Source organism: Gracilibacillus pellucidus, assembly GCF_033949965.1.
Taxonomy (GTDB): Bacteria; Bacillota; Bacilli; order Bacillales; family Amphibacillaceae; genus Gracilibacillus; species Gracilibacillus pellucidus.
The window spans coordinates 27,316-39,111 of the sequence record NZ_JAWZSR010000011.1; the positions used below are offsets into that span (position 1 = coordinate 27,316).

Below are 11,796 nucleotides of genomic sequence, written 5' to 3' on the forward strand. Positions count from 1 at the left end.
CTCCTTTTATTTCCCGGGTAATATTTATTTACTATTGTAACATACTATATAGCTAAGCTAGTCTTGTTTGAAATAGGAAAGGATAATAGAACGGTAGCAATCTCATCGGAGATATAAAAAAGTCCCTATTTTTTTGCGCTCAGAGCTAGACAAATATTCAAATTTTGTCCTTTCTTTAATAACAAAAAAAGGGCTTGGATGCATCCTCTTAGCGAGTTTTGCTCCTGCCCCTTGCCTCTTTTTGCTATTGAATTAGACTAATTCAATGACTGCCATATTAGCACCGTCTCCGCGACGAGGTCCTAATTTAAGCACTCTTGTATATCCACCTTGGCGATCTTCATAACGGCTTGCAATATCATTGAAAAGCTTTTGAACAGCATCTTCATTTTCGTTCGCTTCAGCTTTGTATAAGAATGAAGCAGCTTGACGACGAGCATGAAGGTCACCGCGTTTACCAAGTGTAATCATTTTTTCCACAACAGAGCGTAGATCTTTCGCTTTTGCTTCTGTCGTTTCTAAGCGTTCATGAATAATAAGATCAGTAGCTAAACCGCGAAGCAAAGCATTACGTTGATCCGTTGAACGTCCAAATTTTCTAGCCATGGAATACCCCTCCTTTGTCTCAATCTCTAAAAAGTGTCAAGATTAGTCTTCGTTACGTAATCCTAATCCTAAATCTTCTAACTTATGTTTCACTTCTTCGAGTGATTTACGACCTAAGTTACGAACCTTCATCATATCTTCTTCTGACTTATGAGCTAATTCCTGTACAGTATTAATACCTGCTCGTTTCAAGCAGTTATAAGACCTTACAGATAAATCAAGTTCTTCGATAGTCATCTCTAGAACTTTTTCTTTTTGATCTTCTTCTTTCTCGATCATAATTTCAGCATTTTTCGCTTCGTCTGTTAAACCAACAAAAATATTCATATGTTCCGTAAAGATTTTAGCTCCTAAAGAAACTGCTTCTTCCGGACGAATACTTCCATCTGTTGACACATCAAAAGTAAGTTTATCATAGTTGGCATCTTCTCCAACACGAGTATTTTCTACTTGATATGTTACTTTTGATACTGGAGTGAAGATAGAATCCACTGGAATAACGCCAATCGGACGATCTTCATGGTTGTTAGAATCAGCAGGGCGGTAGCCTCTTCCGCCTTGAGCTGAGATTTTCATTTTCAAATGTCCGTTACTACCAACATTAGCAATGTGAAGATCCGGATTCAGAATTTCAACATCACTATCAAAAATGATATCTGCAGCCGTAACTTCTCCTTCTCCCTGCACATCAACTTCTAAAGTTTTCTCTTCATCTGAATAGATTTTAAGAGCAAGCTTTTTCAAGTTTAAAATTATCGAAGTCACATCTTCGACAACTCCCTCAACTGTTGAAAACTCATGTAATGCTCCTTCAATTTGAACAGATGTAACAGCAGCGCCAGGAAGTGAAGATAATAGGATACGACGCAAGGAGTTACCAAGTGTAGTACCATATCCACGCTCTAGTGGTTCTACAACGAATTTGCCATAAGTAGCATCATTACTGATCTCTACTGTTTCTATTTTTGGTTTTTCAATTTCGATCATCTATTAAACCCTCCTCTAAAACGTCGAAACCTCGGTTAGACTCTGAGGCCTAACCGAAATTCCCCAGGTGGCAGTTCCCGTTTCTACACTATGCAATTGTGATATTATATCTGTCGAAAGCAATGGTGTAATCAATAAACATTAATGAATAACTTTGCTTATTACCTCGTTAGGTAACAGCATTCGTCCATTTATACTTTTGTCTGTATAAAAACTTTATTAAGCTATCATAAACCATTATAGACAGATTAACAAATAATATACTGTGTGATTATACTCGACGACGTTTTGGCGGGCGACAACCATTGTGAGGAACTGGTGTTACATCACGAATGGCAGTTACTTCTAAACCTGCTGCTTGAAGTGAACGGATAGCTGCTTCACGTCCAGCACCAGGTCCTTTCACTGTAACCTCTAAAGATTTCAAACCATGATCCTGAGCTGCCTTTGCAGCAGTTTCAGCAGCCATTTGTGCTGCGAATGGAGTTGATTTACGAGAACCTTTGAAACCTAAAGTTCCTGCACTGCTCCAGCTAACCGCATTTCCTTGAACATCAGTAATAGTTACAATTGTGTTGTTAAATGTAGAACGAATATGTGCGATACCCGTGTCTATATTTTTTTTCACACGACGTTTACGTGTATTACTTTTACGAGCCATAATTTAGCAAACCTCCTTTTAAATTATTTCTTTTTGTTAGCCATTGTTTTTCTTGGACCTTTACGAGTACGAGAGTTGTTCTTCGTCTTTTGTCCACGAAGAGGCAATCCACGACGGTGACGTAATCCACGATATGAACCAATTTCAATCAGACGCTTAATGTTTAAAGATACTTCTCGACGAAGATCTCCTTCTACAGTATAGCTATCGACTTTTTGACGGATTTGTCCTAGTTCTTCTTCAGTTAAGTCACGAACACGAGTGTCTTCGCTAACACCGGCTTCTTCTAAAACTTTTTTAGCAGTTGTTTTTCCAATACCGTAAATATAGGTTAAAGCAATCACTACGCGTTTTTCACGCGGTACATCTACACCAGCAATACGTGCCATAGAGTGATTACACCTCCTTTTTTATCCTTGTTTTTGTTTATGTTTAGGGTTTTCGCAAATTACCATTACTTTCCCTTTACGACGAATAACCTTACATTTTTCACAAATTGGTTTTACAGATGGTCTTACCTTCATCTTCCATACCTCCTCTTATTATCGGAGCATCTTATTTATAACGGTACGTAATTCGACCTCTTGTTAAATCATATGGAGAAAGTTCAACCGTTACCTTATCTCCTGGTAAGATTCGAATAAAGTGCATTCTAATTTTACCAGAAACATGAGCTAAAACGGTGTGACCATTCTCTAATTCTACTTTAAACATTGCATTCGGTAATGTATCAATTACCGTACCTTCGACTTCAATTGCATCGTCTTTCGCCATCGAGTTGATCTCCCTTCCTCAAATCCGTCTCATTTTCTTCGACAAATTTATTAATAGCATAACGCAACTTGCCATTTGTTACGCGCCCTGTTTCGAGAAGGCTTCTTTGAACTTCAGGAGATACAAAGCTTGTAAGCGCAATATGGTGAAGATTTTTCTTCTTTGGACGATCATATTTACGCTTATCTCCATCCGCCAACAACACAAAACGACTGTCTACTTTTCCAATTACAATTGCAAACTGACCTGCTTCGCGTCCTTGTAGGATTTGAACAACCTGACCTAATTTCGGAAAACTCTCCGATTCGCTCAACCATCATCACCTTCATTTAGGTTTTACGTTATACCTGTTTTTCAAAATTCACTGTCGATATCATTATACCAACATTAACGACATTTCATTAAGAGATTTGGCTTAATTTCTCATCAATATCGCTGAATACTTTATCAATTTCTTGAGAGCCATTGATAGTTACTAAGTCACCTTTATTAGAATAAAAGTCTAACATTGGTTGTGTTTGTTCAAGATTGACAGCTAAACGATTTTTAACTGTTTCAGGTTTATCATCTTCACGTTGAATAAGTTGTGCTCCATCTTTATCACAAATACCTTCCACTTTAGGAGGATTGTAAAGAACATGATAAGTGGTACCACACTCAGGACAAACGCGGCGTCCAGTAAGACGTTCAACTAAATCATCCTTAGGTACATCAACGTGTATGACATAATCGATAGAACGACCCATACTAGTTAGTAACTCATCCAGTGCTTCAGCCTGAGCTATAGTACGTGGAAAACCATCTAGTAAGAAACCTTTCTTACAGTCGTCTTTGCTTAATCTTTCTTTAACGATACCAATTGTTACTTCATCTGGAACGAGTGCACCTTGGTCCATAAAGCTTTTTGCTTTTTGACCAAGCTCTGTTCCTTCTTTAATAGCTAACCGAAACATATCTCCAGTTGAAATATGAGGGATTTCATATTTTTCTACGATTCTTTCTGCCTGAGTACCTTTACCAGCACCAGGAAGTCCCATAAGGATTAGATTCAACGATATTCCCCTCGCTCTCTTTCTAGTCCGATCTATAAAAGGTCTTATTTGATAAAACCTTTATAGTTACGTTTTACAAGCTGCCCTTCTAATTGTTTCATTGTTTGTAATGCTACACCAACGATAATTAGAAGTCCTGTTCCTCCGATTTGAACGGATTGTGGTAAATTAGCTACATCTCCTAATATAAGAGGTAACACAGCTACCGCAGCTAAAAATATAGATCCAACAAATGTTAGTCGATACATAACACGTGTTAAATAAGTCTCCGTTGTTTTTCCTGGACGAATACCAGGAATATAGCCACCTTGTTTCTTCAAGTTGTCTGCCATTTGTTCAGGGTTAACTTGAACAAATGTATAGAAATACGTAAATGCAATGATTAGCACAACGTAAATAATCATTCCTGTTACGTTTGTATAATCAAAAATGTTAGAGATTCTCTTAGCAACCTCACTATTTTCAAAGAAGCTCGCGATCGTACGCGGAGCGATGATAAATGCAATTGCAAAGATAACTGGGATTACTCCAGCAGCATTTACTTTCAATGGTAAATGTGTTGATTGTCCCCCAACTGGTGAACGATTCACTAAACGTTTAGCATATTGTACTGGGATTTTACGTAACGCTTGTTGAATGAAGATAACTCCAACAATAACAGCAATCACTAATAATACAATTAGCAATACAATAACGATGTTTAAGAATAGTTCGTCTCCAACATTCGATCCAAAGTATTGTGCGTAAATTTGGTTAATACCATTAGGCACGGCTGCAACGATACCAGCGAAAATGAGGATAGAGATACCATTACCAACTCCATGAGCAGTAATTTGCTCACCTAACCACATTAAGAATGCAGTACCAGTTGTTAAGACTAGGGCAATGACGATGAATTTGCCTACGCCAGGGTCATTAATTAAAAGTCCTCCTGACATAGCATTAAACCCAACTGACATAGCACAAGCTTGGATAAATGCTAACACAATAGTTGCATAACGCGTAACCTGTGCTAGTTTCTTACGTCCCATTTCCCCTTGTTTTTTCCACTCGGTGAATTTAGGAACGACATCCATCTGCAACAATTGCATGATAATGGACGCTGTGATGTAAGGCATGATCCCCATCGCGAAGATAGAGAAGTTTTGTAATGCTCCACCACCAAATGTATTCAGTAAACCAAACACATTTTGTTCATTCATAAAGTTAATAGCACTTCGATCTGTAAATGGAACCGGAATGAATGTACCAAGACGAAATACTATTAACATGAGAAGTGTAAAAATTATTTTTTGTCTAATATCAGCCACACGCACAAAATTGGAGATTGTACGAAACATTAAATCACCTCAGTTTGACCGCCCGCTGCTTCAATTGCCTCTTGAGCTGAAGCAGAAAACTTATGAGCTTTTACAGTTAATTTCTTTTCTAACTTGCCGTTTCCAAGAATCTTAACGCCAGATTTTACCTTGCTAATGGTACCTGTTTCAAGTAAAAGCTCAGGTGTAACTTCAGTACCTTCGTCAAAGTTATTCAATGTTTCTAAGTTAACAATTGCAAACTCTTTACGGTTAATGTTTGTAAAACCACGTTTTGGTAAACGTTGGAACAGTGGCATTTGACCACCTTCGAATCCAGGACGTACCCCTCCGCCAGAACGTGCTTTTTGTCCTTTATGACCACGTCCAGAAGTTTTACCATTACCTGATGACATACCACGACCTACACGATTACGATCTTTCTTCGCTTGAGCCGGTTTTAATTCATGAAGTTTCATGCGAGCACCTCCTCTTTAAAAACTTATTATTATTTAACTTCTTTTACGTCGACTAAATGTGATACTTTGTTAATCATGCCTCGCACGACAGGAGTATCTTCACGGACTACTGACTGATGAATCTTTTTAAGACCTAGTGTTTGAACAGTAGCTTTTTGTACTTCTGATCTACCGATGACACTGCGTTTGAGGGTAATTTCTAATTGATTAGACATTTCGTTTCCCTCCTTATCCTAACAATTCTTCTACAGATTTGCCGCGAAGTTTAGCTACTTCCTCAGCACGTTTTAATTCACTTAATCCATTGATTGTAGCATGAACCATGTTGATTGGTGTGTTAGAACCAAGTGATTTAGATAAAATATCTCCAACACCTGCAAGTTCTAATACGGCACGCACCGGTCCACCAGCGATAACTCCCGTACCTTCTACAGCTGGCTTCATTAAGATGTTACCAGAGCCGAATTGTCCGTGAATTTCGTGTGGAATTGAAGTACCAACGATCGGTACAGTAATTAAGTTCTTCTTAGCATCATCAATTGCTTTTCTAATAGCATCTGGTACCTCTTGTGCTTTACCAGTACCAAATCCTACATGACCATTTTTATCTCCGACTACTACAAGTGCAGCAAAACGGAAACGACGTCCACCTTTTACTACCTTCGCTACACGGTTGATTGTTACAACGCGTTCTTCTAAATCTAATTTATTTGGGTCGATGTTAGTACGCAACATATGTCCCTCCTTTTTTGATTAAAATTCAAGACCTGCTTCGCGAGCAGCATCTGCAAGAGCTTTAACTCGACCATGATATAAATAACCACCACGATCAAATACTACATTTTTCAATCCTTTGTCGACAGCACGTTTAGCGATTAATTCGCCAACTTGTTTCGCAGCTTCGACATTACCAGTTGCTTCTAATTTTAACTCATTATCTACTGAAGATGCACTTACTAAAGTAACGTTATTTACGTCATCGATTAGTTGTGCGTAGATGTTTTTATTTGAACGAAATACGTTAAGACGTGGGCGAGACTCCGTACCAGATAGGTTCTTACGGATACGCATATGTCTTTTCTTACGTACACTGTTTTTATCAGGCTTTGTGATCATCTAGGTCACTCCTTTCTGCGTGTGTTACCTAACCTTACTTAGCAGTTTTACCTTCTTTACGACGTACATATTCACCTTCATAACGAATACCTTTACCTTTATATGGCTCAGGTGGGCGAATAGCGCGGATGTTCGCTGCAACAGCACCTACTAATTCTTTGTCGATACCTTTTACAACAACTTTTGTATTAGATGGAACCTCAATGTCAATTCCGTCAACTGGTTCCACTTCGACTGGGTGAGAATAACCAGCGTTTACTACAAGTTTGTTACCTTGTAATTGTGCACGGTAACCAACACCTTGAATTTCAAGAGCTTTTTCAAAACCTTTGTGAACACCTTCAACCATGTTACCAATTAGGCTTCGAGTTGTACCGTGTAACGTCTTATGAAGTTTAGATTCACTCGGACGTTCAACTGTTAACACGTTATCCTCAATTTTGATTGTCATGCTACTGTCAAAAGAACGGCTTAATTCACCTTTAGGTCCTTTAACAGTTACATTATTTCCGTCTACATTAATTTCCACATCTTGTGGAATTTCCAAAATTCTAAAACCTATACGAGACATGCTACTACACCTCCTGTCTTCTATAAATATCTTACCAAATGTATGCTAGCACTTCGCCACCGATAGCTTGTGTACGTGCTTCTTTATCAGATAATACGCCTTTTGAAGTAGAAACGATCGCAATACCTAAACCATTTAATACTCTAGGAAGCTCATCAGCTTTTGCATAAACACGTAAACCTGGTTTACTAATACGTTTCAAACCTGTGATTACACGCTCATCATTTGTACCATACTTCAAAAAGATACGAAGAATACCTTGTTTGTTATCTTCAACGAATTCATAATCGCGAATAAAACCTTCACGTTTTAGAATATCTGCAATTTCTTTTTTTAGATTCGACGCTGGGAATTCCAATTTTTCATGGCGCACCGTGTTAGCGTTACGAATACGAGTAAGCATATCTGCAATTGGATCTGTCATAACCATTTATTTTACCTCCTTCCCTAATCGGGGATTTACCAGCTTGCTTTTTTGACACCAGGAATTTGCCCTTTATAAGCAAGTTCACGGAAACAAATACGGCAAAGTTTGAATTTACGAATTACAGAGTGTGGACGTCCACAACGTTCACATCTTGTATATTCTTGTACTTTAAATTTTGCTTTACGTTGTTGCTTTGCAACCATTGATTTTTTAGCCACGTTTTTCCCTCCTTAATGCGAGTTTATCGCTTATTTTTGGAAAGGCATGCCAAGTTGAGTTAAAAGTTCAGAAGCTTCTTCGTCAGAATCAGCTGTTGTTACGATAACAACATCCATCCCTCTTACTTTACTTACTTGGTCATAATTAATTTCTGGGAAAATTAATTGTTCTTTTACACCTAAAGTGTAGTTACCACGGCCATCAAAAGCTTTGTTAGAGATACCACGGAAATCACGTACACGTGGTAATGATACATCGATAAGCTTTTGAAGGAAGTCATACATACGCTCGCCACGTAGTGTTACCTTCGCACCGATTGGCATTCCTTCACGTAAGCGGAAGCCTGCGATTGATTTTTTAGCTTTTGTTACTACAGGTTTTTGACCAGTGATTTGAGCCAATTCTTCTACAGCAGCATCAAGTGCTTTAGAGTTTTGTACTGCATCACCAACACCCATGTTCACAACGATTTTTTCAATTTTTGGTACTTCCATTACTGATTTATAATTAAATTTCTCAACTAATGAAGAAACAATTTCGTTATTGTATTTTTCTTTTAAAGTGTTCATCACGTAAACCTCCTTTCATCGCTAAGACTATTTATCTAAAGATTCACCAGATTTTTTAGCGATACGAACTTTCTTTCCATCACGTACTTCATAACCAACACGAGTTGGTTCGCCAGACTTAGGATCTAATGGCATTACATTTGATACATGAATTGCTGCTTCTTGATTTAAGATTCCACCCTGTGGATTTTCTTGTGAAGGTTTAGCGTGTTTTTTTACAACATTAACACCTTCTACAAGTACACGATCTTTTTTCGGAAATGCAGCTAATATAGTACCTTGCTTTCCTTTGTCTTTACCTGAAATTACTTGTACTTTGTCACCTTTTTTGACATGCATATACGCGCACCTCCTTACACGATTTTCTTCGCGTGCTTATAATACTTCCGGAGCTAGAGATACGATTTTCATGAATTTTGCATCACGCAATTCACGTGCAACTGGTCCGAAGATACGAGTTCCTCTTGGACTTTGATCATCACGAATGATAACCGCTGCATTTTCATCAAATCGAATATAAGAACCGTCTTTACGTCTTACTCCGCTCTTAGAACGTACGATTACTGCTTTAACTACTTCACCTTTTTTAACAACGCCTCCAGGTGTTGCTTGTTTCACAGAACAAACAATTACATCACCTACGTTCGCTGTTTTACGACCAGAACCGCCTAGTACTTTAATAGTTAATACCTCGCGAGCTCCAGAGTTGTCTGCTACTTTTAAACGAGATTCTTGTTGGATCATACTCGTGTACCCTCCCTTCGGAATTTATCCGAGCGAACTTTAATTAAATAATTACTGCTTCTTCCACTACTTCTACCAAACGGAAACGTTTAGTTTTTGATTGTGGTTTTGTTTCCATGATTTGAACAATATCGCCGATTTTCGCTGTGTTGTTTTCATCATGTGTTTTGAACTTCTTAGAGTACTTAACACGTTTGCCATATAAACTATGGAATTTATATGTTTCAACTAAAACAGTGATTGTTTTGTCCATTTTGTCAGATACGACACGTCCAGTATAGACTTTACGATTATTACGCTCACTCATCTGAGGCTAACCTCCTTTATTATCCGTTATTTACGCTTAGCTCTCTTTCGCGAACAACAGTCTTCATACGTGCGATTGACTTACGTACTTCACGTAGACGTGCTGTGTTTTCCAATTGCCCGGTAGCAAGTTGGAAACGCAAATTGAAAAGCTCTTCTTTTAATGACTTGATCTTTTGTTCAATTTCGGCAGTGGTTAGTTCTCTAATTTCATTAGCCTTCATTGATTTCACCACCAATTTCTTCTCGTTTTACGAATTTCGTTTTGATTGGCAATTTATGAGATGCAAGACGAAGTGCTTCACGCGCTACCTCTTCCGATACACCTGCAATCTCAAACATTATCTTACCAGGTTTTACTACTGCTACCCATCCTTCAGGAGCACCTTTACCAGAACCCATACGAACCTCTAGAGGCTTAGCTGTATAAGGTTTGTCTGGGAAAATTTTAATCCAAACTTTACCACCACGCTTCATATAACGAGTCATCGCTATACGAGCTGCTTCGATTTGACGGCTAGTAATCCATGCATTACCAACAGCCTGAAGACCATATTCACCAAATGCTACTGACGTACCACCTTTGGCTTTACCTTTCATATTACCACGATGTTGCTTACGATGTTTTACACGTTTTGGCATTAACATAATGTTTGCCCCCTTCCTTATTTGTTGTTCTTAGTTGGAAGGACTTCTCCACGATAAATCCATACTTTAACACCTAGTTTACCGTAAGTAGTGTCTGCTTCTGCAGTTCCATAATCGATATCTGCACGTAAAGTATGAAGTGGAACAGTTCCTTCACTATAGCTTTCAGCTCTTGCCATGTCAGCACCGCCAAGACGACCTGATACTTGAGTACGAATACCTTTCGCACCTGCACGCATAGCGCGTTGGATCGTTTGTTTTTGCGCACGACGGAATGAAACACGGTTTTCTAATTGACGAGCGATGTTTTCTGCTACCAATGTAGCATCCAAATCTGCTTTTTTCACTTCAACAATGTTGATGTGAACTCTCTTACCAGTAAGTTGGTTAAGTGATTTACGTAAAGCTTCTACTTCAGAACCACCTTTACCGATTACCATACCTGGTTTAGCTGTAGAGATTGAAATATTTACTCGGTTTGCTGCTCTTTCGATTTCAACTTTAGATACAGCACCATCTTTTAATCGACCTTCGATATAGTCACGAATTTTGATGTCTTCATGTAAAAGGTCTGCGTAATCTTTTCCTGCATACCATTTAGATTCCCAATCTTTAATGACTCCGACACGAAGACCAGTTGGATTTACTTTTTGACCCACAGATTATCCCTCCTTTTTCTCAGATAGAACCACTGTAATGTGGCTAGTACGTTTGTTAATTTGTGATGCACGACCTTGTGCACGTGGGCGGAAACGTTTCAACGTAGCTCCTTCGTTGACAAACGCTTCTGACACTACTAAGTTGTCAGCATTCATTTCATAGTTATGCTCTGCATTTGCGATAGCAGAGTTTAATAATTTTTCTACAACTGGTGACGCACCGCGTTGTGTGTGTTTTAAAATCGCAATTGCTTCTCCTACTTGTTTACCACGGATTAGATCAATCACTAGGCGAACTTTACGAGGAGCAATACGAATTGATTTCGCAACAGCTTTTGCTTGCATTAGGAGTACCTCCTCTCAATTAACGTTTTGTTTTCTTGTCATCTCCGGCATGGCCTCTATACGTACGAGTTGGCGCAAATTCACCTAATTTGTGTCCAACCATATCTTCTGTTACATATACCGGTACATGTTTACGACCATCATATACAGCAATTGTATGACCAACGAAGCTTGGGAAAATAGTAGAACGACGAGACCAAGTTTTCACTACTGTCTTTTTGTCATCCTCGTTTAGCTTGTCGATTTTATTCAATAAATGATTATCTGCGAAAGGTCCTTTTTTTAAGCTACGACCCATGGATAAGCCTCCCTTCGCGATTGACAGACGGGTTATT

Annotated in this window: 25 protein-coding genes; all 25 read right to left on the minus strand. The window is 38.6% G+C overall.

The annotated features are described in order from the left end of the window. Nucleotides 1-252 precede the first annotated feature (252 nt). The 25 genes from rplQ to rpsS all read right to left on the minus strand — a co-directional run bounded on the left by rplQ (nt 253) and on the right by rpsS (nt 11,759). Complete coding sequence (rplQ, locus tag SH601_RS15350) at nt 253-606, minus strand: 50S ribosomal protein L17 (RefSeq protein WP_319959212.1); 354 nt, start codon at nt 604-606, stop codon at nt 253-255. Between the two features lie 42 nt (nt 607-648). After that, complete coding sequence (locus SH601_RS15355; RefSeq protein WP_319959213.1) at nt 649-1,593, minus strand: DNA-directed RNA polymerase subunit alpha; 945 nt, start codon at nt 1,591-1,593, stop codon at nt 649-651. A gap of 271 nt (nt 1,594-1,864) precedes the next feature. Continuing rightward, nucleotides 1,865-2,254: a 30S ribosomal protein S11 gene (rpsK, locus tag SH601_RS15360; protein ID WP_319959214.1), complete on the minus strand. Its 390-nt coding sequence runs from the start codon at nt 2,252-2,254 to the stop codon at nt 1,865-1,867. A gap of 23 nt (nt 2,255-2,277) precedes the next feature. Continuing rightward, on the minus strand, nt 2,278-2,643 hold the full coding sequence (rpsM, locus tag SH601_RS15365) for a 30S ribosomal protein S13 (RefSeq protein ID WP_319959215.1): 366 nt from the start codon (nt 2,641-2,643) through the stop codon (nt 2,278-2,280). Nucleotides 2,644-2,664: 21 nt separating this feature from the next. Then, nucleotides 2,665-2,778 (minus strand): 50S ribosomal protein L36, encoded by a 114-nt coding sequence (rpmJ, locus tag SH601_RS15370; protein ID WP_003156543.1) that lies wholly within the window; start codon nt 2,776-2,778, stop codon nt 2,665-2,667. Nucleotides 2,779-2,809: 31 nt separating this feature from the next. Next, on the minus strand, nt 2,810-3,028 hold the full coding sequence (infA, locus tag SH601_RS15375; protein WP_018934234.1) for a translation initiation factor IF-1: 219 nt from the start codon (nt 3,026-3,028) through the stop codon (nt 2,810-2,812). Next, entirely contained in the window at nt 3,006-3,341 is a 336-nt protein-coding gene (locus tag SH601_RS15380) for a KOW domain-containing RNA-binding protein (RefSeq protein ID WP_319959216.1), read from the minus strand. The genes infA and SH601_RS15380 overlap by 23 nt, the downstream gene beginning before the upstream one ends. Nucleotides 3,342-3,429: 88 nt before the next feature. After that, on the minus strand, nt 3,430-4,080 hold the full coding sequence (locus SH601_RS15385; RefSeq protein WP_319959217.1) for an adenylate kinase: 651 nt from the start codon (nt 4,078-4,080) through the stop codon (nt 3,430-3,432). 44 nt (nt 4,081-4,124) lie between these two features. Then, on the minus strand, nt 4,125-5,420 hold the full coding sequence (gene secY / locus SH601_RS15390; protein ID WP_319959218.1) for a preprotein translocase subunit SecY: 1,296 nt from the start codon (nt 5,418-5,420) through the stop codon (nt 4,125-4,127). Beyond that, nucleotides 5,420-5,857, minus strand: coding sequence for a 50S ribosomal protein L15 (rplO, locus tag SH601_RS15395; protein WP_319959219.1), 438 nt, complete (start codon nt 5,855-5,857; stop codon nt 5,420-5,422). The genes secY and rplO overlap by 1 nt, the downstream gene beginning before the upstream one ends. A 29-nt stretch (nt 5,858-5,886) precedes the next feature. Beyond that, nucleotides 5,887-6,072, minus strand: coding sequence for a 50S ribosomal protein L30 (rpmD, locus tag SH601_RS15400; protein WP_319959220.1), 186 nt, complete (start codon nt 6,070-6,072; stop codon nt 5,887-5,889). Nucleotides 6,073-6,085: 13 nt separating this feature from the next. After that, nucleotides 6,086-6,592, minus strand: coding sequence for a 30S ribosomal protein S5 (gene rpsE / locus SH601_RS15405; protein WP_319959221.1), 507 nt, complete (start codon nt 6,590-6,592; stop codon nt 6,086-6,088). 18 nt (nt 6,593-6,610) lie between these two features. Then, entirely contained in the window at nt 6,611-6,973 is a 363-nt protein-coding gene (gene rplR / locus SH601_RS15410) for a 50S ribosomal protein L18 (protein ID WP_319959222.1), read from the minus strand. A gap of 34 nt (nt 6,974-7,007) precedes the next feature. Next, on the minus strand, nt 7,008-7,544 hold the full coding sequence (gene rplF, locus SH601_RS15415; RefSeq protein WP_319959223.1) for a 50S ribosomal protein L6: 537 nt from the start codon (nt 7,542-7,544) through the stop codon (nt 7,008-7,010). Nucleotides 7,545-7,575: 31 nt separating this feature from the next. After that, nucleotides 7,576-7,974, minus strand: a complete 399-nt coding sequence (gene rpsH / locus SH601_RS15420; RefSeq protein WP_319959224.1) for a 30S ribosomal protein S8 — start codon at nt 7,972-7,974, stop codon at nt 7,576-7,578. Nucleotides 7,975-8,003: 29 nt separating this feature from the next. Further along, nucleotides 8,004-8,189: a 30S ribosomal protein S14 gene (gene rpsN / locus SH601_RS15425; protein ID WP_319959225.1), complete on the minus strand. Its 186-nt coding sequence runs from the start codon at nt 8,187-8,189 to the stop codon at nt 8,004-8,006. Between the two features lie 30 nt (nt 8,190-8,219). Continuing rightward, nucleotides 8,220-8,759, minus strand: coding sequence for a 50S ribosomal protein L5 (gene rplE, locus SH601_RS15430; protein ID WP_319959226.1), 540 nt, complete (start codon nt 8,757-8,759; stop codon nt 8,220-8,222). Between the two features lie 27 nt (nt 8,760-8,786). Beyond that, on the minus strand, nt 8,787-9,098 hold the full coding sequence (gene rplX / locus SH601_RS15435) for a 50S ribosomal protein L24 (RefSeq protein WP_319959227.1): 312 nt from the start codon (nt 9,096-9,098) through the stop codon (nt 8,787-8,789). Between the two features lie 36 nt (nt 9,099-9,134). Continuing rightward, nucleotides 9,135-9,503 carry a 50S ribosomal protein L14 gene (gene rplN / locus SH601_RS15440; protein WP_319959229.1) on the minus strand — a complete coding sequence of 123 codons (369 nt, stop codon included), beginning with the start codon at nt 9,501-9,503 and terminating at the stop codon, nt 9,135-9,137. A 43-nt stretch (nt 9,504-9,546) separates the two neighbouring features. Next, the gene (rpsQ, locus tag SH601_RS15445) at nt 9,547-9,810 is read right to left on the minus strand and encodes a 30S ribosomal protein S17 (RefSeq protein ID WP_319959230.1); all 264 of its coding nucleotides are present in this window, start codon (nt 9,808-9,810) and stop codon (nt 9,547-9,549) included. 19 nt (nt 9,811-9,829) lie between these two features. Then, nucleotides 9,830-10,033: a 50S ribosomal protein L29 gene (rpmC, locus tag SH601_RS15450; protein ID WP_035724125.1), complete on the minus strand. Its 204-nt coding sequence runs from the start codon at nt 10,031-10,033 to the stop codon at nt 9,830-9,832. Beyond that, nucleotides 10,023-10,457, minus strand: a complete 435-nt coding sequence (gene rplP / locus SH601_RS15455) for a 50S ribosomal protein L16 (RefSeq protein WP_319959231.1) — start codon at nt 10,455-10,457, stop codon at nt 10,023-10,025. Before rplP ends, rpmC begins: the two co-directional genes overlap by 11 nt. Nucleotides 10,458-10,474: 17 nt before the next feature. Further along, the gene (gene rpsC / locus SH601_RS15460; RefSeq protein WP_319959232.1) at nt 10,475-11,116 is read right to left on the minus strand and encodes a 30S ribosomal protein S3; all 642 of its coding nucleotides are present in this window, start codon (nt 11,114-11,116) and stop codon (nt 10,475-10,477) included. Nucleotides 11,117-11,119: 3 nt separating this feature from the next. Further along, complete coding sequence (rplV, locus tag SH601_RS15465) at nt 11,120-11,461, minus strand: 50S ribosomal protein L22 (RefSeq protein WP_319959233.1); 342 nt, start codon at nt 11,459-11,461, stop codon at nt 11,120-11,122. A gap of 19 nt (nt 11,462-11,480) precedes the next feature. Beyond that, entirely contained in the window at nt 11,481-11,759 is a 279-nt protein-coding gene (gene rpsS, locus SH601_RS15470) for a 30S ribosomal protein S19 (RefSeq protein ID WP_319959234.1), read from the minus strand. Nucleotides 11,760-11,796: the final 37 nt, after the last annotated feature.